Raw genomic sequence first — 18,593 nt, 5'->3', positions numbered from 1 at the left:
TCCCCTGCACTGCCACCGTTGTGAAATACGCTTTTCGCGTTTTCTTATGCCCGGTTCGAGTACCCACGCGCACCAGCGTCCACTAGAGAGCAACCGCGCGTGACCACGCGCCGGCCGCGCTCGGCGCTTCGCCTCAGCGCTTGCCGCGCGCGTCCACCGGCCAGATGCCCACCAGCGTGCCGCCCTCGACCACGTGGTACGTGTCGTGCAGGTTCACCGTCGGATCGCAGTGCGGCGTCACGAACTCCACCCGCGCGCCCAGCACCGGCCGGGCTCCGCCCGCGCCTTGCGCGAGCAGCAGCTTGCCGTGCTCGTCGCCGAAGAAGGCGTAGCGCGTGGCAGCGTCCACGCCGCGCGCCACCAGCGGCACGCCGCTGTCGGTCGAAAAGCACTTGGTGCCGCCGTCGACCGTCACCCAGTCGGCCGCGTTGGTGCTCACCACCGCCGTCTGCACGAACAGCGACACCTCGAAGGGCGAAGGCTCGCCGCCGCTGGCCAGCACCTGCGTGTACTCGGCGTCCATGAACACGTACGAGCCGGCCTGCAGCTCGGTGAAGGCGTTTTCCTGCGAGTCGAGGTCGTGCGTGCCGGTGCCCGCGCCGGTGACGATCTCGAAGTGCAGGCCCTGGCGCTTGGCCGCCGCGACGATGCCGGCCACGGTTTCGCGCAGGCCGGCCGCCGCCTCGCTGCGCTGCTCGCGCGCCACGATGTGCTGCAGGTTGCCCGCGTACGACTGCAGCCCGCGCAGCCGCAGCCGGGGCTCGGCCGCCACCGCCGCCGCGAGCTCCAGCACCTTGGCCTGGGTGGCGGCGCCGGTGCGGTTGTAGCCGGCGCCGTAGTCCACCAGCACGTCCAGCGGGTGGGTGAGCTCGCTCGCGGCCTGGGCCAGGTCGGCCAGGTTGCGCGGGTTGTCGACCACCACCATCACGTCGCCGGGTCGCGCGCGCTGCGCCAGCTTGACGAGCCGTGCGATCTTGCTCGGCGTGACCGCCGGCGAGGTGATGAGCACGCCCGGAATGCCGCCCGCCACCATCACCTCGGCCTCGCCCAGCGTGACGCAGCTCACGCCGATGGCGCCCGCGGCCACCTGGCGCCGGGCGATCTCCACCGACTTGTGCGTCTTCACGTGCGGGCGCAGGTTGACGCCGCGCGACTTGGCAAAGGCCGCCATGCGTTCGATGTTGCGTGTCATGGCGGGCAGGTCGATCAGCAGCGCGGGGGTGTCGAGCAGGTGGCGGCCGCCGGGAACGCCGATGAGCGGCGCATTGACTTGCAGGTCTTGGAACATCGAAGGGAGCCTTTGTGCGGAGCTTTGAAAAGCGTGTGGGGAGTTGTTGCGAGCGGGCAGGGCGCGCGTCGCGGGCCCTGCGGAAATACTTCGGCTGTGAAATGATCGCATCGAAATGTTCGCCAGATTCTTCGTAGTTTCCCAAATGGCCCTGCCGCGATGAAGACCCTCGACATCGAGGCTGTGCAGGCCTTCGTGCACGTGGCCGACCTGAAGAGCTTCACGCGCGCGGCCGAAGCCATGGACAGTTCGCAGTCGGCCGTGAGCCTGAAGGTGAAGCGGCTCGAAGAGTCGCTGGCGCGCCGCCTGCTGGAGCGCACGCCGCGGCTGGTGCGGCTGTCCGCCGAGGGCATGGCCTTCCTGCCATCGGCGCGGCAGTTGCTGGCCGCGCACAGCGGCGCGCTCGAAGCCTTCGGCGCGCCGACGCGGCGGCTGGTGGTCGGCATCAGCCACCACATCGTCGGCGCCGAGCTGCCGCTGCTGCTGCGCCAGATGAAGGACGCCGAGCCGCGCGTGGTGATGGAGGTGCGCGTGTCCACCTCGCGCGAGCTGCTCGATGACTTCGACCGCGGCGTGCTCGACGTGGCCATCGTGCTGCGCCACGACAGCCGCCGCCTCGACGGCGAACTGCTGCTGCAGGAGCACTTCGGCTGGATGGCCGCGCCCGACTTCGTGCACCGCTCCGGCGAGCCGCTGCGCCTGGCCACGCAGGCCGAGCCGTGCAGCGTGCGCAGCATGGCCGTGGCGGCGCTGGCCGAAGGCGGCGTCGCGTGGACCGAGGTGTTCGTCGGCGGCGGCGTGATGACGGTGGGTGCCGCCGTGTCGGCCGGGCTGGCGGTGGCGGCGCTGGGCCGCCGCGTGGCACCGGTGGGCACGGTGGACGTGGGCGCGCTGCCGGGGGGCCTGCCGCCGCTGCCGTCGCGCGACGTGGTCATGCACAGCAGCGTGTCGGATGCGCAGGCGCGCAGCGCGTTGCGCACGCTGGCCGCGGCGATACGTTCGACCGCGGCGTAGCGGCCCGTAACGCGTTCTACGGCGCGACAAGCCGGTGAACCACCGCTGCCGCCAGCGCCGCCAGGCCGCAGAGCAGCACCGCCGCCACGCCGACGCTGGCCAGGTGCGCGAGCCACATGTCCGAAGGGCGGGGCGGCTTCATGGCAGCAGGCCGATGCCCGGCCGGGCGAGGTGCAGCACCTCGTAGAGTTTGCTGTCTTCGTAGAGCTTGCTGCCTTCGTAGAGCTTGCTGCCTTCGGCGTGCGCCGCAGCCTTTGCAATCTGCGCCGACAGCGTGAAGCGCACCAGCCGCCATGCGTCGAGGTCGAGCACCGTCCACACGGCCACGGTGTCGGGCTGAGACGCGCGTTGGCGATTGGCCTCGACCTGTGTTGCGAGCAGCGCCGCGCGGTCGGTGGCAGCGTCCACCGTGTGCTCCTCGCGCAGCAGCCACGCGGCCTTCTGCGCCCGGCCGGCGCCGGCGCGCGCGTCCAGCGGCAGCCAGCTTTCCACGCGCGGCCGGCCGAAGGAATCGACCACACCCTGGAAGCGCTCCCCCATCAGGAAGCGCGCCGCCTCGCCCGCGTCGTGCCACAGATAGACCGACGCATACAGGTGGCCGACGGCGCCGTGCCGGCCGCGCTCCTGCGAGACGAAGGCCTTGAACACCAGCCCCGGCGTGTCGTCCCACACCGGCCCGCGCCGTGCCGCGCGTTGGCGAATGGCCTGCATGTCGTGCTCGGCCGGAAGTCTGTGCGAGTACTGCATCGCGAACATCGAAAAGCTCCTTGTGAGTCCTGCTGGACGGGTCACGAAGAGCTTGCGCGTGCGTGCGCGCCGCAAGAAGAGGGCGGCCGATATAGCTGTGATGCGCCGGCGCAATGGCTGGCCGGCGTGGCCTGTCGTGTCGCTTGGCTAGCGCTCGGTCAGCGCTCTGCGGGCACGCTCGCCCTCAGCGCGCTCATCAGCAGGCGCCCGGTCGTCTGCAGGTGCTCGGCCATCAGCACCTGCGCGGCCTGGATGTCGCGGTTGAGCACCGCGTCCAGCAGCGCCTGGTGCTCGGCGCCCACGTCGCGCGACTCCTTGCCCAGCGGCGCCGACAGCTGCCGGTAGCGCTCGCTCTGCTGGTACAGCATCTGGTGCATGCGCAGCAGCCAGCTGTTCGGGCAGCCCGAGACCAGCGCGTTGTGAAAGTCGGCGTGGCTGCTGGTCCATTCGGCGCTCAGCACCGTGGGCATGGCCGCGTCGCGCTCGGCCTGGCGCGACAACCGGTGGTGCGCCGACACCACGCTGCCTTCCCAGGCCAGGTCGCCGTGGCGGATGGCCTCGGCCAGGCAGAGCTTCTCGATCTCGATGCGCGCCTTCACCAGCTCCTCGAGGTCTTCCGGCGAAATCGGGCTCACCCGGTAGCCGCGCGAGGGCTCCGACACCACCAGCGACTCGGCCTCCAGCATGGCCAGCCCTTCGCGCACCGCGCCCGCGCTCACGTCCAGTTCCTCGGCCAGCGCGGCGATGTTGAGCTTGGAGCCCGGCAGCAGGCGCCCGCCCACGATGGCCGTGCGCAGCTCGGCGAACACCTGTCGCGTCTGGCTCGGGCCCTTGGTTTTTTCGTTCATTGCGCTCCCATTCATCGCGAAAACCGGTCGATGTTACTTGTTAACCCTAATGATGGATAAACAGCCAAACAATAGACTAACGTGCAAAGAATATATTATTCAACGCAAAATGGACAGCCGATTGGAGACACGCCTCATGCCAGAGATCCAGCTTCGTACCCAGAAAAGCCCGCACCGCGCCGCGCTGCACGGCGTTCATTCGCTAGACGCCTTCGTCTTCACCGTGCCCGACCTCGACGAGGCGCAGCGCTTCTACAGCGACTTCGGCATCGAGCCGCGGCGCGAGGCAAACCGGCTCGACCTGTACACCGCCGGCCATCCGCACGCCTGGGGTTCGCTGCACCAGGCCAGCGGCGTGAAGAAGCTGCAGTACCTGCGCTTTGCCTGCTTCGCCGAAGACTTCGACGCCATTGCCGCGCGCGTCGAGCGCCTGGGCGTGCCGCGCTGCGCGCCGCATGCGCTGGGCGACGACCGCGGCCTGTGGGTGCTGCACCCCGATGGCTTTCCGGTGCAGGTGGTGGTGGCCGCCAAGAGCTCGCCCGACGCCGGCAGGAAGCCGGTGGTGGCGCCGCGCCCGGCCACGGGCACGGGCGCCTCGCTGAACCGGGCGCGCATTCCGAAGGTGCATCCGCGGCGGCTGTCGCACATCCTGCTGTTCAGCGGCAAGGTGCCCGAGGCCGTGCGTTTCTTCGAAGAGGCGCTGGGCCTGCGCGTGACCGACCGCTCGGGCGACCTCATCGTCTTCATGCACGGCGCGCACGGCAGCGACCACCACCTGATCGCCATGGCGCATTCGAACGGCCCGGGCCTGCACCACCTGAGCTGGGACGTGGCCAACATCGACGAGGTGGGCCGCGGCATGGAGCAGATGTACGCCGCCGGCCACGTACGCGGCTGGGGCGTGGGGCGGCACGTGCTGGGCTCGAACTACTTCCACTACGTGCGCGACCCGTGGGGCAGCTACTCGGAGTACTCCTGCGACATGGACTACGTGCCCGGCGACTTCGACTGGCCCACGGCCGACCACCCGCCCGAAGACTCGTTCTACGCCTGGGGCCCGAAGGTGCCCGAGGACTTCGTCACCAATTTCCAGACCGAAGCCGCGGCCTGAGCCCGCTTCATCCCTTCTTTTTTACCCGCATCACAAGGATCTTTCCCATGCGTCTCCTCGCCTTCAACCACAACGGCCAGCCCGCCCTCGGCCTGCGCCTCGAACAGGAAGTGGTCAACCTCACGGCCGAAGGCCTGCCCGCCACGCTCGACGAACTGCTGCGCGGCGGCCCCGACGCCCTGGCGGCGGCCAGGAAAGCCGGCGCCGCCGCGCGCACGCGCCTGCCGCTTGCCGGCATCGACTGGTTGGCGCCGGTGCAGTCGCCCTCCAAGGCCATCGCGGTGGGCCTCAACTACATCGACCACGCGGCCGAAAGCAAGTTCGACCCGCCGACCTACCCGGTGTTGTTCCATCGCTTTCCGTCGTCGTGGGTCGGCCACAACCAGCCGATCGTGCGCCCGCACGTGTCCACCCAGTTCGACTACGAGGGCGAACTGCTGGTGGTCATCGGCAAGGCCGGCCGGTACATCAAGAAGGCCGATGCGCTGAACCACGTGGCGGGCTACTCCGTGTTCAACGACGGCTCCATCCGCGACTACCAGTTCAAGTCCGCGCAATGGATGATGGGCAAGAACTTCGACCGCTCGGGCTCCTTCGGCCCCGAGTTCGTCACCGCCGACGAACTGCCCGCGGGCGCCACCGGCCTGAAGCTGCAGACGCGCCTGAACGGCACGGTGCTGCAGGACGCCAACACGCGCGACATGATCTTCGACGTGGCCACGCTGGTGTCGGTGTGCTCCGAGCCCTTCGCGCTGCAGCCGGGCGACATCATCATCGCCGGCACCCCCTCGGGCGTGGGCCTGGCGCGCAAGCCGCAGGTGTTCATGAAGGCGGGCGATGTGTGCGAGGTCGAGATCGAAGGCGTGGGCCTGCTCTCGAACCCGGTCGTCGACGGCGACTGACGCGCGGCAGTTTCCACGCCGCGCAGACCATAACTATTCCGGAGACAAACAATGAGCATCGATCGTCGTTCCTTCGTCGCAGCTGTCGGTGCCCTCGGCACCGGCGCGCTGTTCAGCGGCAGCGCCGCCGCCCAGGCCCCGGCGGGCAAGCCCATTCGCGTGGGCGGCACGCTGGCGCTCACCGGGCCGCTGTCGGCCACGGGGCTCGTGCACAAGCTCACGGGCGAGATCTACGTGGAGTCGCTCAACCAGCGCGGCGGCCTGCTGGGCCGGCCGGTGGAGTGGGTGCTGAAGGACGACCAGTCCAAGCCCGACCTCGCGCGCACGCTGTACGAGCAGCTGGTCACGGCCGACAAGGTCGACCTGCTCATCGGCCCGTACGCCACGGGCGCCATTCTTTCGGCCATGGGCGTGGCCCAGCGCTACAACAAGACGCTGGTGCACCACACCTTCGGCATTCCCAGCCTGGCCAAGTACGACCAGCAGTTTCCGGCGTGGTCGCTCGGCCCCGACCCCGAGAAGACGATGCCGGCCATGGTGCTCGACGCACTGGCCACGTCGCCCAAGCCGCCGAAGACCATCGCCATCGTCACCAGCAAGTTTCCGTCGGTGCACTTCGTGGCGCTGGGCGTGCGCGAGGTGGCCAGGCAGCGTGGGCTGCAGGAGGTGCTGTTCCTGGAGTGGGACTTCGGCAACCGCGACTTCGGCCCCATTGCCGGCCGCCTGAAAGAGGCCAACCCCGACTTCATCTGGAACGGGGCCATCGGCCTCGAAGGCAACCAGCTGCTCGATGCGATGAAGAAGATCGACTACGCGCCGCTGCACCACTTCTATCACGTGCCCGCGCCGGCGCCGATGCTGAAGGCGCCCGAGGCCAACGGCGCGCTGGCCACCACCATCTTCGAAGACCACCCGCCGTTCACCGACAACCCGACCGCCGCCGCCTTCGTGAAGACCTACCGCGAGCGCGCGGCCAAGGCCGGCCTGCCCGACACGGCGGTGGAAACGCAGGCCGCGGCCTCGTTCTCGGCCTGGCAGATCATCGAGGCGGCCGTGGTCGCCACGCAGGGGCTGGACGACAAGGCCATGGCCACCTGGCTGCGCGCCAACAAGGTCGACACCATCCAGGGCAAGCTGCGCTTCAACGAGCGCGGCAACTTCGGCGACGACCTGGGCAAGGTCAAGCAGGTGCAGAACGGCAAGTGGGTGGTGGTGTGGCCCAGGCAATGGGCGGCCCCCGGCGCGAAGCTGCAGACGCGCGGAGTGGCCAGCTGATGAGCTTCCCCAGTGCGACGCTGCTGGCCCAGGCCGTCCTGGCGGGCCTGTTCACCGGGGCGCTCTACGGCTTGCTGGGGCTCGGCCTCAGCCTGTCGTGGGGCATGCTGCGGCAGATCAACCTTGCGCACTTCGCGCTCGCCTTCCTCGGCGCCTACCTCACGTACGAACTGTCGAGCCACCATGGCGCCGACCCGCTGCTGACGCTGGTGGTCATCGTGCCGCTGTTCTTCGTGCTGGGCGTGGCGCTGCACTGGGTGCTCACGCGCTTCAGGGTGAGCCCCTTCAATTCGCTGCTGGTCACCTTCGGCATCACGGTGATCATCGAGGCGCTGCTGCAGTGGACCTGGACGGCCGACTACCGCAAGCTGGAGTCGAGCTACGCCGAGCACAAGCTGCAGATCGGCACGCTGTACCTGCCGCTGCCCGAGCTCATCACGCTGGGGCTGGGCGTGGGCATTTCGCTGGCGGTGTGGCTCGCGCTGCGCCGCACCGACCTGGGCAAGGCCATGCGCGCCGCGGCCGAAGACGCGCCCATTGCCGCCGCCTTCGGCGTGAACCAGAACGCGCTGGCGCTGATGCTCTCGGGCCTGAACGCGGCGCTGGCCGGCGTGGCGGGCGTGTGCATTGCGCTGGCGTACACGCTGTCGCCCTCGCAGATCTACGCGTGGATCGGCGTGGTGTTCGCGGCCGTGATGCTGGGTGGCCTGGGGCGCCCGCTCGGGCCGCTGATTGCCGGCTGCATCATCGGCGTGACCGAGGCCGTGACCATGACCGTGACCGCTCCCTCGTGGGCACCGCTGGTGTCTTTCTCGCTGCTGATGTTCGTGCTGCTGGTACGCCCGGGGAGGGTGGCATGAAGCGCTCGTTCCTGCTGATTCTTGCGGCCGGCGCGGGCCTGGCCGTGGTGCCGTGGCTCGGGCTGCCGGCGTTCTACGAATCCATTCTCTACCTGGTGCTGCACTGGGTGGCGCTGGCCACGTCGTGGAACCTGCTGTCGGGCTACTCGGGGTATTTCTCGTTCGGGCATGGCGCGTTCTTCGGCATCGGCATGTACACCACGGCCACGCTGGCGACGCGCTTCGACATTCCGTTCCTGTGGACGCTGCCGGCCGCCGCCGTGGTGGCCGCGGCGGTCGGCACGCTGCTGGGCGCGGTGGCGTTCCGCGTGCAGGCGGTGCGCGCCGAGCTGTTCTCGCTGCTCACGCTGGCGGCCACCTTCGTGGTGGCGACCATCATCCTGAACACGCCCATCGACGGCGGGCCAGGCGTGTACATGAGCGCGGTGGCGGTGCCGCAGATCGGCCCGAGCGCCTCGGGCACCTTCTACCTGCTGGCGCTGGGCGTGGCGGTGCTCACGGTGCTGGCCTCGCTGGCGGTGTACCACTCGCGCTTCGGCACGGGGCTGTTCGCCATCCATGACGACGAGGACGTGGCCGAGGTCATGGGCGTGCCCACCTACCGCTACAAGCTCGGCGCCTTCGCGCTCTCGTGCGGGCTGGCGGGCGTGGTGGGCGGGGTGCATGCGTTGTTCATCTCGTACGTGACCACGGGCGACACCTTCACCATCGCGATGCCGCTCACCGTGGTGCTGATGGCGGTGCTCGGCGGCACGCGGCACTGGGCCGGGCCCATCGTGGGCGCGACGGCGATCACGCTGCTGCTGTACGCCTTCACGGGCGGCGACAGCGCCATCGTCGGCAAGGGGCTGACGGGCGTGGTGCTGATCGTGGTGATCCTGTTCATGCCCGAGGGCGTGCTGGGGCAGGCGCTGAAGTGGTGGAAGGCGCGGCGGGGTGCGCCCGCGGCGTCGTCGGCTCCTGCCGCCGTGGCCGTGGCTGCAGAAACCGCTGCGAGCGCGAAGGCCGCCCCGATCACCGGCGAGGTGCTGCTGCGTGCCGAAGGCGTGCGCAAGTCCTTCAAGGGCGTGCATGCGCTGCGCGGCGTGAGCCTGGAGGTGCGGCGCGGCGAGATCCTCGGGCTGCTCGGGCCCAACGGCTCGGGCAAGTCGACCTTCATCAACGTCGCAAGCGGGCACTACGCGGTGACGGCGGGGCGCATCGAGTTCGCCGGGCAGCGCATCTCGGGCGTGCCGGCGCACCGCATCGCGCAGGGCGGCATCGCGCGCACGTACCAGATCCCTCGGCCCTTCGCGCACCTGACGGTGCTGCAGAACGTGGCGCTGCCCGCCATGTTCGGCGCCGCCGCGCTCGACCGGCAGACCGCCGAGGCGGAGGCCTGGCAGTGGCTGGCCTTTACCGGGCTGACCGAGCGCGCGCACGCCTTGCCGGCCGAGCTGAACCTGCACCAGCGCAAGTTCCTGGAGTTCGCGCGGGCGCTGGCGTCGCGCCCGCAGGTGCTGATGCTCGACGAGGTGCTCTCGGGCCTCACGCCGTCGGAAATCGACGAGGCGGTGGCGCTCATTCGCCGCATCCGCGACCAGGGCGCGACCATCGTCTTCGTCGAGCACGTGATGCGCGCGGTGATGGCGCTGTGCGACCGCATCGTGGTGTTCAACCGTGGCGAGGTGCTGGCCGAAGGCGCGCCGCACGACGTCATGCAGCGCCCCGAGGTGGTCTCGGCCTACCTGGGGCAGGCGATGGCGCACGAAGCGCCGCCGCAGCACGCACCGCCGGCGGCCGGCGTCGAAAGGGAGCTGGCCCATGCTTGAACTCGAAACCATCCGTGTCGCCTACGGGCAGGCCACCGCGCTGTGGGACGTGTCGCTGTCCATCGGCAAGGGCGAGCTGCTGTGCATCGTCGGCCCTAACAGCGCGGGCAAGAGCACGCTCATCAACGCGGTGGCGGGGCTGCACCGCATCAGCGCCGGGCGCATGCGCTTCGAGGGCCAGGACATTTCGCGCCTGGCGCCGCACCGCTTCTGCGCCCAGGGCATCGCGCTGGTGCCCGAGGGGCGGCGGCTGTTCACCGAGATGACGGTGCGCGAAAACCTGGAGCTGGGCAGCTACCTGCGCGCGGCGCGGCGCGAGCGGGCGCGTTCGCTGGAACACGTGTGCGCGCTGTTCCCCGCGCTGGAAGAAAAGCTGGCGCAGCCGGCCGGCTCGCTCTCTGGCGGCCAGCAGCAGATGGTGGCCATCGGCCGCGCGCTCATGGCGCGGCCCAAGCTGCTGCTGCTCGACGAGCCCTCGCTGGGGTTGGCGCCGAGCATCGTGCTGGACATGTTCACCGCCATCCGCCGCATCCATGCCGAAGGCATCGCGGTGCTGCTGGTGGAGCAGAACGTGGGCATGGCGCTGGACGTTGCCGAACGCGCGGCGGTGCTGGAAGAAGGGCGCATCGTGGCGCTGGGCCGGCCCGAGGAGCTGATGGCGCGGCCGGAGCTGCGGCGTGCTTACCTGGGGATAGATGACGCTGAAGACGTCTTGCTTGAAGGCGCGGGTGCTGCGCCAGGCGCTACGTCAGGTGCTAAGTCAGGTGCGATGGCGCCGGGTGCCCTGGCCGGCGCGGGCGGCGCAGCGCCAGCCACCACAGCAGCGCGGCATTGACCGCCCAGCTCACGGCCAGCATCAGCAGCGCGGTGCTGGCCACCCCCGGCGACAGGCCCAGTGTGAGCAGGCTCAGCGACCAGGGCAGCCCGCCCGCGATGGCCACCAGCATGCCCACGTCGCTGTCGGGCACGACCGCCATCGCCAAGATGCACACCACGCCCGCGACCGTATAGGCCAGGGCGACGGTGCGCCATCCGTTGCGTGGGCTGGGCTGCGAATTGGCGGTGGGCATGGCATGAGCATCGCCTATTACGCATGCCGCCGTGAAGGCTTGTTACGCGAAGATGCGTAGTGTTTTGGCGACGCCAGGCTCAGCCGTTTGCCAACTTCTGCACGGTATGTGAAACAGGTGCTGGCGGCAGGGCGCGTTCGACCCCGAGCGCCAGCGCCAGCAGCGCCGTGTCGGTGCCCGGCGCGCCGGTCAGTTCGAGCCCGGCGGGCAGGCCGTTCGACGCCAGGCCCATCGGCAGGCTCAGTGCCGGCAGGCCCGCCATGCCGGCCGGGCCGGTGTTGCGGATGTAGGTCGAAAAGGCCGGCACCGCGCGCCCGCACAGCGTCACTTCCACGTCTTCGCCGAGGCGCGCGGCGGTCAGCGGGCTGGTCGGGAACACCAGCGCGGCCAGGTCGTGCCGGGCGAAGCAGTCGCGGTAGAGCGCCTGCATGCGCGGGCGCAGCGTGTGCAGCGCGTGGTCGTAGGCCTCGGGCGTGATGGCGGTGGCGCCGAACAGGCGCTCGAAGAGCGGGCGCACGTCGGGGCTCGCCACCGCGTCGGTGAGCGCGCGCGCGTCGAATGGCCGGCCGTGGCGCGCGAAGTAAGCGGCCAGCGCCGGGAGTATCTCGAACAGCGAGATCGACATGGCGCCCTGCTGGAACAACGCACCCACCTCGCCCAGTTCGCAAGGCGCCAGCACCGCGCCCGCCTCGCGCAGCCGCTGCAGGCTTGCGCGCGCCAGCTCGGCCACGGGCGGGTCGACGTCTTCCCAAAAATACGCCTCCGGCACGCCGAGCCGCACGCCAGCCAAAGACAAGGGCGCGATGCGCAGCGGTCCGCCGGCCACCGCGTGGTCGACGAGCACGCAGTCGTCCACGCTGCGCGCCATCACGCCGGCGGTGTCGAAGGTGGGCGATATGGGCACCAGCCCTTCGTCGGGCCAGCGGTGCACGCTCGGACGAAAGCCGACCAGCCCGCAGTGCGCCGCCGGCACGCGCACCGAGCCGCCGGTGTCGGTGCCGATGGCGGCCGCCACGCCGCGCAGCCCGAGCAGCGCCGCATTGCCGCCGCTGGAGCCGCCCGTGATGCGCGCCGGGTCGAAAGGGTTTCGCGAGGGGCCGAAGGCATGGTTGTGCCCGGTCACGCCCTGGGACCATTCGTGCAGGTTGGTCTTGCCGAGCACGAGCGCGCCCGCGTCCAGCAGGCGCTGCGTCACGCCCGCATGAAGGCGCGGGCGGTGGTCGGCCATCCACGGGCTGCCGGCGGTGGTGGGCATGCCAGCGACGTCGATGTTGTCCTTGAAGGCCAGCGGCACGCCGTGCAGGGGCCGCGTGTCGAGTGGCGTGCCGAGCGGTGTGCCTAGCGGCGTGTCTGCCAAGGGGCGCGGCGCTGCGTCGAGCGCGGCGGCCGAGGCCAGCAGCGCGTCGGGCTCGACGTGAAGCAGGGCACCGAAAGACACGGTGGCCTCGGCGCGGTCCAGCAGCGCCTGGGCGTAGTCGACGGCGCGCAGCTCGCCGCTGGCCATCTGCTCGGCGGCCTGGCGCGCGGAAAGATCGGTCAGCGCATGGATTCGGTTCATGAGGGTTCGAAATTGGGGCAGGAGCTGCACTCGGGTGCATGTTTCGGGCCAATCAGCGGCGTTTGCGCCGGCCGGAGCGCCCAAAACACATTGAAATTGCCTGGCATGGATACTGCTTAAAGAGTTTTTTGTATTCAAGAGGCTTTCAACATGTCTTTCAAGTCCTTGCGTCTCCTGGCTGCCGTCGCCGCGTCGATGGCTCTCCTGTCGGCATTGCCCGCATCCGCCGCCGAGAAGGTGTCATTGCGCCTGAAGTGGCTGGCGCAAGCGCAGTTCGCCGGCTTCTACGTGGCCAAGGCCAAGGGCTTCTATGACCAGTCCGGCCTCGACCTGACGATCAACCCCGGCGGCCCCAACCTCAACGTCGAGACGCTGGTGGCCTCGGGCAACGACACCTTCGGCCTGGCCGGCGGCACGGAAACCGTGCTGCTCGCCCGCGAGAAGGGCCTGCCGCTGGTGTGCATCGGCGTGACCGTGCAGAAGACACCGTTCACCTACGTCACCTACAAGGACTCGGGCATCACCAAGGTGCAGGACTTCGCGGGCAAGAAGGTCGCCACCTGGTTCACCGGCACGCAGTACACGCTGTACTCCATGCTGGCCGCCGGCGGCGTGAAGCAGAGCGACCTCACCATCGTTCCGCAGTCGGGCTCCATGGCTCCGTTCGTGGAGAAGCAGTTCGACGTGGCCGCCGCCACCTACTACAACGAGCTCAACACGCTGAAAGAGCAGGGCCTGGGCGACAAGCTCACGCTCATCAAGCCCGACGACTACGGCGTGGTGGTGCAGCAAGACACGGTGCTGGTGTCGGAGAAGTACCGCAACGAGAAGCCGCAGCAGGTGCAGGCCTTCATGAACGCCACCATCAAGGGCTGGAAGTACGCGCTGCAGAACAAGAAGGAAGCCATCGACATCGTCATGGCCGCATCGCCCAGCCTGAACCGCGCGCACCAGGAAGCCATGCTCGACGAGTTCGAGAAGCTGGTGAAGGCCGGCAAGGGCGGCACCGACGGCATCCTGGCCATCGACCTGCCCACCGTCGAGAAGATGCAGACCCAGCTCGTGGGCTACAAGGCGCTGAAGGCGCCGGCCGACCTGTCGAAGGCGTACGACGCCAGCTTCTGGACGCAGGTGCCCGCGGCCGACAAGAAGTTCTGAGCCGCATCCGCAACAGCATCCGCACCTCACACGCCATGAAATTCATGCCTCACGAAGTGATGCCGCCGGCAGTGCCCGACACGGCGCCGCCCATGCTCGAACTGGTCAACGTGTGGAAGCGCTTCGGTGAAGCGCAGGCCCAGACCGTGGCGGTGTCGGGCGTCAACCTGCGCATCGCGAAGAGCGAGTTCGTCACGCTCGTGGGCCCCTCGGGTTGCGGCAAGTCGACGCTGTTCAACATGATCGCGGGGCTGCTGCCGCCCGACGACGACGGCTCGCTGCTGTTCGGCGGCGCGCCGCAGCGCGACGGGCAACTGCTGGGCAAGGTGTCGTTCATGCCGCAGCGCGACCTGCTGTTTCCGTGGCGCACCGTGCTGGACAACGCCATCCTCGCGCTCGAGGTGGAAGGCACGCCGCGCAAGGAGGCGCGCGAACGCGCCCGCGCCATGCTGCCCGAGTTCGGCCTGGCCGGCTTCGCCAACCACTACCCGCACCAGCTCTCCGGCGGCATGCGCCAGCGCGTGGCGCTGATGCGCACCTTCTTGTTCGAGCGCGACCTGATGCTGCTCGACGAACCCTTCGGCGCGCTCGACGCGCTCACCCGCACGCGCATGCAGCACTGGCTGCTGGAGCTGTGGGCGAAGCACCGGCGCACGGTGCTGTTCATCACGCACGACATCGACGAGGCCATCCTGCTCGGCGACAAGGTGCTGGTGATGACGGCGCGCCCCGGCACGGTGAAGAGCGAGACCGTGATCGACCTGCCGCGCCCGCGCGACCCGTCGGTGGTGCTCACGCCCGAGTTCATCGGGCTCAAGCAGCGCCTGCTCGCCGAGATCGAGGAAGAGAGCCAGAAGACCTTCGCGCAGGAGGGCACTGCCTCGTGAACGCACAGCTGCAGCGCGCCTTGCGCTCGCCCGCATTGGCCTTCGTGGGCCTGGCGCTGGTGTGGGAGCTGTGCGTGCACGCCTTCGCGCCGTCGCCGCGCTACCTGCCGGCGCTGAGCGCCATTGCGCAGGACGCCTGGTCGGTGTGGCCGCAACTGATGCGCGGCTTTGGCCGCACGCTGCTCGAAACGGTGCTGGGCTTTGCCATGGGCGCGGTGTTCGGCTGCCTGTGCGGCACGGTGTTCACCTATTCGCGCTGGATGGAGCGCTCGGTGTTCCCGCTGTTCGTGGTGTCGCAGACGGTGCCGGTGGTGGCCTTCGGGGCGCTCATCGTCATCTGGTTCGGCAACTCGCTGCTGGCGAAGGTGATGACCGCCTTCTTCCTGACCTTCTTTCCCGTGACGGTGAACACGCTGCGCGGGCTGAAGTCGTGCGACCCGCAGCGCATGGCGCTGATGAAGAGCTTCGGCGCCAACCGCTTCACGATGTTCTTCAAGCTCGCCGTGCCCTCGGCGCTGCCGCAGGTGATGGTGGGGCTGCGCGTGGCCATCGGCCTGAGCCTCATCGGCTCGGTGGTGGGCGAGTGGTTCGGCGAAACCGTGGGCCTGGGCGTGATGCTGATGGAGGCGATGAACGCCGACCTGGTGGTGCGCCTGTGGGTGGTGATGTTTGCCTGCGGGCTGATGGGTGCGCTGCTGTACGGGCTGCTCACCTTCGTGGAAAGGAGGCTCGTATGGTGGCGCAGCGAAAGTTGATGCCTTCCGCAGAGGGGAAGTCGATGGTTTCCGCGAAGGGGAAGTTGATGGCCTCGCCGGTCGTTCCGGTGGTGCTCGGCGTCGCCGTGCTGCTGGTGGTGTGGCAGGGCGCGATCTGGCTGTTCAAGATTCCGCCGTTCGTGCTGCCCAGCCTGGGCTCCATCGTGCAGCACGCCTTCACCGACACCGGCCGTCTCATGGCCGCGCTGCTGGCCACGCTGGGAGAGGCGCTCGGCGGCTATGCGCTGGGCAGCGTGCTCGGGCTGCTGCTGGCCGTGGTGCTGCTGCTGGCGCCGCCGCTGGAGCGCATCGTGATGCCGCTGGCCGTGGCCGTGAACGCGGTGCCCACGGTGGCCTATGCGCCGCTGTTTCTCATCTGGTTCGGGCTCGGTGCGGCTTCGAAGATCGCGCTGGTGGCGCTGGCGGTGGGCTTCACCATGCTGGTGAACGCGCTGCACGGGCTCAAGCAGGCCGACCAGGCCGCGGTGAACCTGATGCGCAGCTTCGGCGCGGGGCAGATGAAGATCGTGTGGCGCCTGCGCCTGCCGGTGGCCATGCCCTCGGTGGTGACGGCCCTGCGCATCGGCGTGCCGCGCAGCATGATCGTCGCGATCGTCGGCGAGATGCTGGGCGCCTACGCGGGGCTCGGGCGAATGATCTATGAATCGACCCAGCAGGTCGACCTGCTGAGTGTGTGGTCGGCGGTGCTGGTCGCGTCGGTGGCGAGCATGGTCTTCTACGGCCTGCTGGTGTGGATCGATCAGAAACTGGTGTGGTGGCGCTGATGGAAAAAACCAATCCCGCGGCGTACCCGCAAACCGAAGCCGCGCTGCGCGTGCAGCTCGCCGCGTGCTACCGGCTGGTGGCGCACTTCGGCATGGACGACCTCATCTACAACCACATCTCGGCGCGCGTGCCGGGGCCGGAACATCACTTTCTCATCAACCCGTACGGGCTGCTGTTTTCCGAAGTGACGGCGTCTTCGCTGGTGAAGATCGACCTGGACGGCCGCAAGGTCGACGACACCGATGCCGAGGTGAACCAGGCCGGCTTCGTGATCCACAGCGCCATTCATGCGGGCCGGCCCGACGCGCTGTGCGTGCTGCACACGCATTCCGACGCGGGCACCGCCATTGCCGCGATGCCCGACGGCCTCTCGCCGCTGAGCCAGTTCGCGATGCGCTACCAGGGCCACACCGCCTTCCACGACTACGAAGGCGTGGCGCTGGAAACGGGCGAGCGCGAGCGGCTGGTGCGCGACCTGGGCCCGCACAACACCCTGGTGCTGCGCAACCACGGCATCCTGACGGTGGGTCGCACCATTCCCGAGGCCTTCATCCTCATGTACTACTTCGAGAAGGCGGCCAAGGTGCAGCTGCTCGCGCAGGGCGGCGTGGCGCCTGGCCAATCGCTGGTGTACCCGCAGCCCGAGGTGAGCGCGCTGGCAGCGCGCCAGTTCACCGAATTCGCCGGCGACATCCTTCCGCCCGGCACGCGCGAGTGGCCTGCGTTCCTGCGCATGCTGGAGCGCACGCAGCCCGACTACAGGCTCTGAGAGCCGTTCTTTTCACGTCCCCCTTGCTCTCTCATTCCTCTTCATTCTTTTCAAGAGACCCGTTTCGACCATGCAACTCGAGAACCTCACCTCCTTCATCGGCACCGAAGTCAAAGGCATCGACCTGCGCGAGCCCGTGAGCGATGCCGACTTCGCCGTGCTGCGCGACACGCTCAACCAGCGCTCGGTGCTGCTGTTTCGCGGCCAGGGCATCAACGAGTCGCAGCACGTGGCCTTCTCGCGCCGCTTCGGCCCGCTGCTGGGCCACGTGCTCACGCAGTTCCTGAAGAAGGAGCACCCCGAGGTCTACGTGCTGTCGAACGTGTCGGAAAACGGCAAGCCCATCGGCAACCACAAGGAGGGCTGGAACTGGCACTCCGACCTGTCGTACAAGGCCGAGCCCTCGATGGGCGCTTTGCTCTACGCGCTGGAAGTGCCGCCGGTTGAAGGCGACACCTTCTTCGCCTCGATGCACGCCGCCTACGACGCGCTCGACGACGACACCAAGGCGCGCATTCGGCCCATGACGGCCACGCACAGCTACGCCAACTACTACGGCAAGGCCTTCGCCGACCGCAACCCGCTCACGCCCGAGCAGCTGGCCGCCACGCCCGACGTGGTGCACCCGCTGGTGCGCACGCACCCCGAAACGGGCCGCCTCTCGCTCTACGTGGGCGAAGACGTGGTCAAGCAGATCGACGGCCTGCCCGCCGAAGAAAGCGCCGCGCTGCTGGCCGAGCTGAACGCGCACGCCATCTCGCCCGCGTTCAGCTACCGCCACAAGTGGCTCGCGGGCGACCTGCTGGTGTGGGACAACCGCTGCACCATGCACCGCGCCACGCCGTACGACGACAACGTGTACCGCCGCGTGATGCACCGCGCCACGGTGGCCGGCGACCGGCCGTTCTGATTTTTCCGCGTCACCGCACACACCCGCGCACCCGCGCCGCACAGGCCCCGCGTTTGAAGACCGACAAAGACAAGCACAACAAGGAAGGCAACACCATGGAACCGAACGAACCCGAAACGACGGCCGAACCCGCGGCACTGCGCGGACGCGAGCGCCAGCGCGGCAAGGGCGCCACGCTGTCCGACGAACTGAAGGACACGCTGGAAGACCTGATCGTCAGCGGCGTGATGAAGCCCGGCGCGCGGCTGGACGAGGCCGAGCTGGCCGAGCGCTTCAAGGTGTCGCGCACGCCGGTGCGCGAGGCGCTGAAGGCGCTGGCCGCCACCGGCCTGGTCGACCTGCGCAGCCGCCAGGGTGGCGTGTGCGTGGCGCGCATCTCGCTGCCCATGCTCATCGAGATGTTCCAGATGATGGCGGTGATGGAAGGGCTGTGCGCCAAGTTCGCCGCGCGCCGCGCCACCGAGGCGCAGAAGGCCCGCATGGGCGCGCTGCACGACGAGCTGACCAGCATCCTGGCCTCGGGCGACCACTCGCGCTTCTACGACGTGAACCAGGACTTTCACGACGCGCTGTACGAGGCCTCCAACACCCACTACCTGGCCGAGCAGACGCGCTCACTGCGCAAGCGGGTGCGCGTGTACCGCCGCTACGTCACCTTCCAGCCCGGGCGCATGACCGCGACCATCGGCGAGCACGGCGCCATCCTGGACGCCATCCGGCGCAACGACCCGGGCGCCGCGTTTTCGTCGGCCATCGACCACGTGAGCCTGCTCGAGGACGACATCGTCGACCTGATCGCGGCGCTGTCCGAGCAGGACGGCGGCGCGCCCTGAGCCCTTCTCCG

At 69.1% G+C, this 18,593-nt stretch carries 20 protein-coding genes; 14 read left to right on the top strand and 6 right to left on the bottom strand.

What is annotated here, in order from left to right:
• Window positions 1–133: 133 nt before the first annotated feature.
• Window positions 134–1,288, bottom strand: coding sequence for a DSD1 family PLP-dependent enzyme (locus QTI51_RS11035; protein WP_116907336.1), 1,155 nt, complete (start codon window positions 1,286–1,288; stop codon window positions 134–136).
• A 159-nt stretch (window positions 1,289–1,447) separates the two neighbouring features.
• Here QTI51_RS11035 and QTI51_RS11030 point away from each other — a divergent pair, with 159 nt between their 5' ends.
• Window positions 1,448–2,302, top strand: coding sequence for a LysR family transcriptional regulator (locus QTI51_RS11030; RefSeq protein WP_286515850.1), 855 nt, complete (start codon window positions 1,448–1,450; stop codon window positions 2,300–2,302).
• 16 nt (window positions 2,303–2,318) lie between these two features.
• On the opposite strand, the gene QTI51_RS11025 is transcribed toward QTI51_RS11030, so the two are convergent.
• The 3 genes from QTI51_RS11025 to QTI51_RS11015 form a co-directional block, all read right to left on the bottom strand.
• Window positions 2,319–2,444, bottom strand: a complete 126-nt coding sequence (locus QTI51_RS11025) for a hypothetical protein (protein ID WP_286515851.1) — start codon at window positions 2,442–2,444, stop codon at window positions 2,319–2,321.
• Window positions 2,441–3,058, bottom strand: coding sequence for a DUF4865 family protein (locus QTI51_RS11020; RefSeq protein WP_116907338.1), 618 nt, complete (start codon window positions 3,056–3,058; stop codon window positions 2,441–2,443). Before QTI51_RS11020 ends, QTI51_RS11025 begins: the two co-directional genes overlap by 4 nt.
• Window positions 3,059–3,207: 149 nt before the next feature.
• A complete protein-coding gene (locus QTI51_RS11015; protein WP_116907339.1) occupies window positions 3,208–3,897 on the bottom strand; it encodes a GntR family transcriptional regulator in 690 nt (229 codons plus the stop codon).
• Window positions 3,898–4,033: 136 nt separating this feature from the next.
• On the opposite strand from QTI51_RS11015, the gene QTI51_RS11010 reads away from it, so the two are divergent.
• Genes QTI51_RS11010 through QTI51_RS10985 form a run of 6 tightly spaced genes read left to right on the top strand, consistent with a single transcriptional unit; the run spans window position 4,034 to window position 10,691 of the window.
• The gene (locus QTI51_RS11010) at window positions 4,034–5,008 is read left to right on the top strand and encodes a VOC family protein (RefSeq protein ID WP_286515852.1); all 975 of its coding nucleotides are present in this window, start codon (window positions 4,034–4,036) and stop codon (window positions 5,006–5,008) included.
• Between the two features lie 47 nt (window positions 5,009–5,055).
• Window positions 5,056–5,910, top strand: coding sequence for a fumarylacetoacetate hydrolase family protein (locus tag QTI51_RS11005; protein WP_116907341.1), 855 nt, complete (start codon window positions 5,056–5,058; stop codon window positions 5,908–5,910).
• A gap of 51 nt (window positions 5,911–5,961) precedes the next feature.
• A complete protein-coding gene (locus tag QTI51_RS11000; protein WP_116907342.1) occupies window positions 5,962–7,185 on the top strand; it encodes an amino acid ABC transporter substrate-binding protein in 1,224 nt (407 codons plus the stop codon).
• The gene (locus QTI51_RS10995; protein WP_165840259.1) at window positions 7,185–8,045 is read left to right on the top strand and encodes a branched-chain amino acid ABC transporter permease; all 861 of its coding nucleotides are present in this window, start codon (window positions 7,185–7,187) and stop codon (window positions 8,043–8,045) included. Before QTI51_RS11000 ends, QTI51_RS10995 begins: the two co-directional genes overlap by 1 nt.
• Complete coding sequence (locus QTI51_RS10990) at window positions 8,042–9,856, top strand: branched-chain amino acid ABC transporter ATP-binding protein/permease (RefSeq protein ID WP_116907343.1); 1,815 nt, start codon at window positions 8,042–8,044, stop codon at window positions 9,854–9,856. Before QTI51_RS10995 ends, QTI51_RS10990 begins: the two co-directional genes overlap by 4 nt.
• Window positions 9,849–10,691, top strand: coding sequence for an ABC transporter ATP-binding protein (locus tag QTI51_RS10985; protein ID WP_116907344.1), 843 nt, complete (start codon window positions 9,849–9,851; stop codon window positions 10,689–10,691). The genes QTI51_RS10990 and QTI51_RS10985 overlap by 8 nt, the downstream gene beginning before the upstream one ends.
• Here the strand turns inward: QTI51_RS10985 and QTI51_RS10980 are convergent.
• Window positions 10,612–10,926, bottom strand: coding sequence for a hypothetical protein (locus QTI51_RS10980; protein WP_116907345.1), 315 nt, complete (start codon window positions 10,924–10,926; stop codon window positions 10,612–10,614). The two genes, QTI51_RS10985 and QTI51_RS10980, sit on opposite strands and share 80 nt — an antisense overlap.
• A gap of 79 nt (window positions 10,927–11,005) precedes the next feature.
• Complete coding sequence (locus tag QTI51_RS10975; RefSeq protein WP_116907346.1) at window positions 11,006–12,484, bottom strand: amidase family protein; 1,479 nt, start codon at window positions 12,482–12,484, stop codon at window positions 11,006–11,008.
• A gap of 150 nt (window positions 12,485–12,634) precedes the next feature.
• On the opposite strand from QTI51_RS10975, the gene QTI51_RS10970 reads away from it, so the two are divergent.
• The 7 genes from QTI51_RS10970 to QTI51_RS10940 all read left to right on the top strand — a co-directional run bounded on the left by QTI51_RS10970 (window position 12,635) and on the right by QTI51_RS10940 (window position 18,582).
• Window positions 12,635–13,642, top strand: coding sequence for an ABC transporter substrate-binding protein (locus QTI51_RS10970; RefSeq protein ID WP_116907347.1), 1,008 nt, complete (start codon window positions 12,635–12,637; stop codon window positions 13,640–13,642).
• Window positions 13,643–13,677: 35 nt separating this feature from the next.
• Window positions 13,678–14,529, top strand: coding sequence for an ABC transporter ATP-binding protein (locus QTI51_RS10965; RefSeq protein WP_116907348.1), 852 nt, complete (start codon window positions 13,678–13,680; stop codon window positions 14,527–14,529).
• On the top strand, window positions 14,526–15,284 hold the full coding sequence (locus tag QTI51_RS10960) for an ABC transporter permease (RefSeq protein ID WP_116907349.1): 759 nt from the start codon (window positions 14,526–14,528) through the stop codon (window positions 15,282–15,284). Before QTI51_RS10965 ends, QTI51_RS10960 begins: the two co-directional genes overlap by 4 nt.
• Before the next feature lie 23 nt (window positions 15,285–15,307).
• Window positions 15,308–16,069: an ABC transporter permease gene (locus tag QTI51_RS10955; protein ID WP_116907841.1), complete on the top strand. Its 762-nt coding sequence runs from the start codon at window positions 15,308–15,310 to the stop codon at window positions 16,067–16,069.
• Window positions 16,069–16,839 (top strand): class II aldolase/adducin family protein, encoded by a 771-nt coding sequence (locus QTI51_RS10950; RefSeq protein ID WP_116907842.1) that lies wholly within the window; start codon window positions 16,069–16,071, stop codon window positions 16,837–16,839. The genes QTI51_RS10955 and QTI51_RS10950 overlap by 1 nt, the downstream gene beginning before the upstream one ends.
• 70 nt (window positions 16,840–16,909) lie before the next feature.
• On the top strand, window positions 16,910–17,749 hold the full coding sequence (locus QTI51_RS10945; protein WP_286515853.1) for a TauD/TfdA dioxygenase family protein: 840 nt from the start codon (window positions 16,910–16,912) through the stop codon (window positions 17,747–17,749).
• A 95-nt stretch (window positions 17,750–17,844) separates the two neighbouring features.
• Complete coding sequence (locus QTI51_RS10940) at window positions 17,845–18,582, top strand: GntR family transcriptional regulator (RefSeq protein WP_116907843.1); 738 nt, start codon at window positions 17,845–17,847, stop codon at window positions 18,580–18,582.
• The last annotated feature ends 11 nt before the right edge of the window (window positions 18,583–18,593 follow it).

The sequence above is a fragment of the Variovorax sp. J22G73 genome, from assembly GCF_030317035.1.
Classification (GTDB): domain Bacteria; phylum Pseudomonadota; class Gammaproteobacteria; order Burkholderiales; family Burkholderiaceae_C; genus Variovorax.
Note: the sequence above shows the minus strand (reverse complement) of the source record. Positions and strands in the feature narration are given on the sequence as shown.

What these genes read in the sequence shown, in the direction of transcription:
- QTI51_RS11035 (WP_116907336.1), bottom strand. Translation starts at nt 1,288, where the DNA reads ATGTTCCAAGACCTGCAAGTCAATGCGCCGCTCATCGGCGTTCCCGGC.
- QTI51_RS11030 (WP_286515850.1), top strand. Translation starts at nt 1,448, where the DNA reads ATGAAGACCCTCGACATCGAGGCTGTGCAGGCCTTCGTGCACGTGGCC.
- QTI51_RS11025 (WP_286515851.1), bottom strand. Translation starts at nt 2,444, where the DNA reads ATGAAGCCGCCCCGCCCTTCGGACATGTGGCTCGCGCACCTGGCCAGC.
- QTI51_RS11020 (WP_116907338.1), bottom strand. Translation starts at nt 3,058, where the DNA reads ATGTTCGCGATGCAGTACTCGCACAGACTTCCGGCCGAGCACGACATG.
- QTI51_RS11015 (WP_116907339.1), bottom strand. Translation starts at nt 3,897, where the DNA reads ATGAACGAAAAAACCAAGGGCCCGAGCCAGACGCGACAGGTGTTCGCC.
- QTI51_RS11010 (WP_286515852.1), top strand. Translation starts at nt 4,034, where the DNA reads ATGCCAGAGATCCAGCTTCGTACCCAGAAAAGCCCGCACCGCGCCGCG.
- QTI51_RS11005 (WP_116907341.1), top strand. Translation starts at nt 5,056, where the DNA reads ATGCGTCTCCTCGCCTTCAACCACAACGGCCAGCCCGCCCTCGGCCTG.
- QTI51_RS11000 (WP_116907342.1), top strand. Translation starts at nt 5,962, where the DNA reads ATGAGCATCGATCGTCGTTCCTTCGTCGCAGCTGTCGGTGCCCTCGGC.
- QTI51_RS10995 (WP_165840259.1), top strand. Translation starts at nt 7,185, where the DNA reads ATGAGCTTCCCCAGTGCGACGCTGCTGGCCCAGGCCGTCCTGGCGGGC.
- QTI51_RS10990 (WP_116907343.1), top strand. Translation starts at nt 8,042, where the DNA reads ATGAAGCGCTCGTTCCTGCTGATTCTTGCGGCCGGCGCGGGCCTGGCC.
- QTI51_RS10985 (WP_116907344.1), top strand. Translation starts at nt 9,849, where the DNA reads ATGCTTGAACTCGAAACCATCCGTGTCGCCTACGGGCAGGCCACCGCG.
- QTI51_RS10980 (WP_116907345.1), bottom strand. Translation starts at nt 10,926, where the DNA reads ATGCCCACCGCCAATTCGCAGCCCAGCCCACGCAACGGATGGCGCACC.
- QTI51_RS10975 (WP_116907346.1), bottom strand. Translation starts at nt 12,484, where the DNA reads ATGAACCGAATCCATGCGCTGACCGATCTTTCCGCGCGCCAGGCCGCC.
- QTI51_RS10970 (WP_116907347.1), top strand. Translation starts at nt 12,635, where the DNA reads ATGTCTTTCAAGTCCTTGCGTCTCCTGGCTGCCGTCGCCGCGTCGATG.
- QTI51_RS10965 (WP_116907348.1), top strand. Translation starts at nt 13,678, where the DNA reads ATGAAATTCATGCCTCACGAAGTGATGCCGCCGGCAGTGCCCGACACG.
- QTI51_RS10955 (WP_116907841.1), top strand. Translation starts at nt 15,308, where the DNA reads ATGGTTTCCGCGAAGGGGAAGTTGATGGCCTCGCCGGTCGTTCCGGTG.
- QTI51_RS10950 (WP_116907842.1), top strand. Translation starts at nt 16,069, where the DNA reads ATGGAAAAAACCAATCCCGCGGCGTACCCGCAAACCGAAGCCGCGCTG.
- QTI51_RS10945 (WP_286515853.1), top strand. Translation starts at nt 16,910, where the DNA reads ATGCAACTCGAGAACCTCACCTCCTTCATCGGCACCGAAGTCAAAGGC.
- QTI51_RS10940 (WP_116907843.1), top strand. Translation starts at nt 17,845, where the DNA reads ATGGAACCGAACGAACCCGAAACGACGGCCGAACCCGCGGCACTGCGC.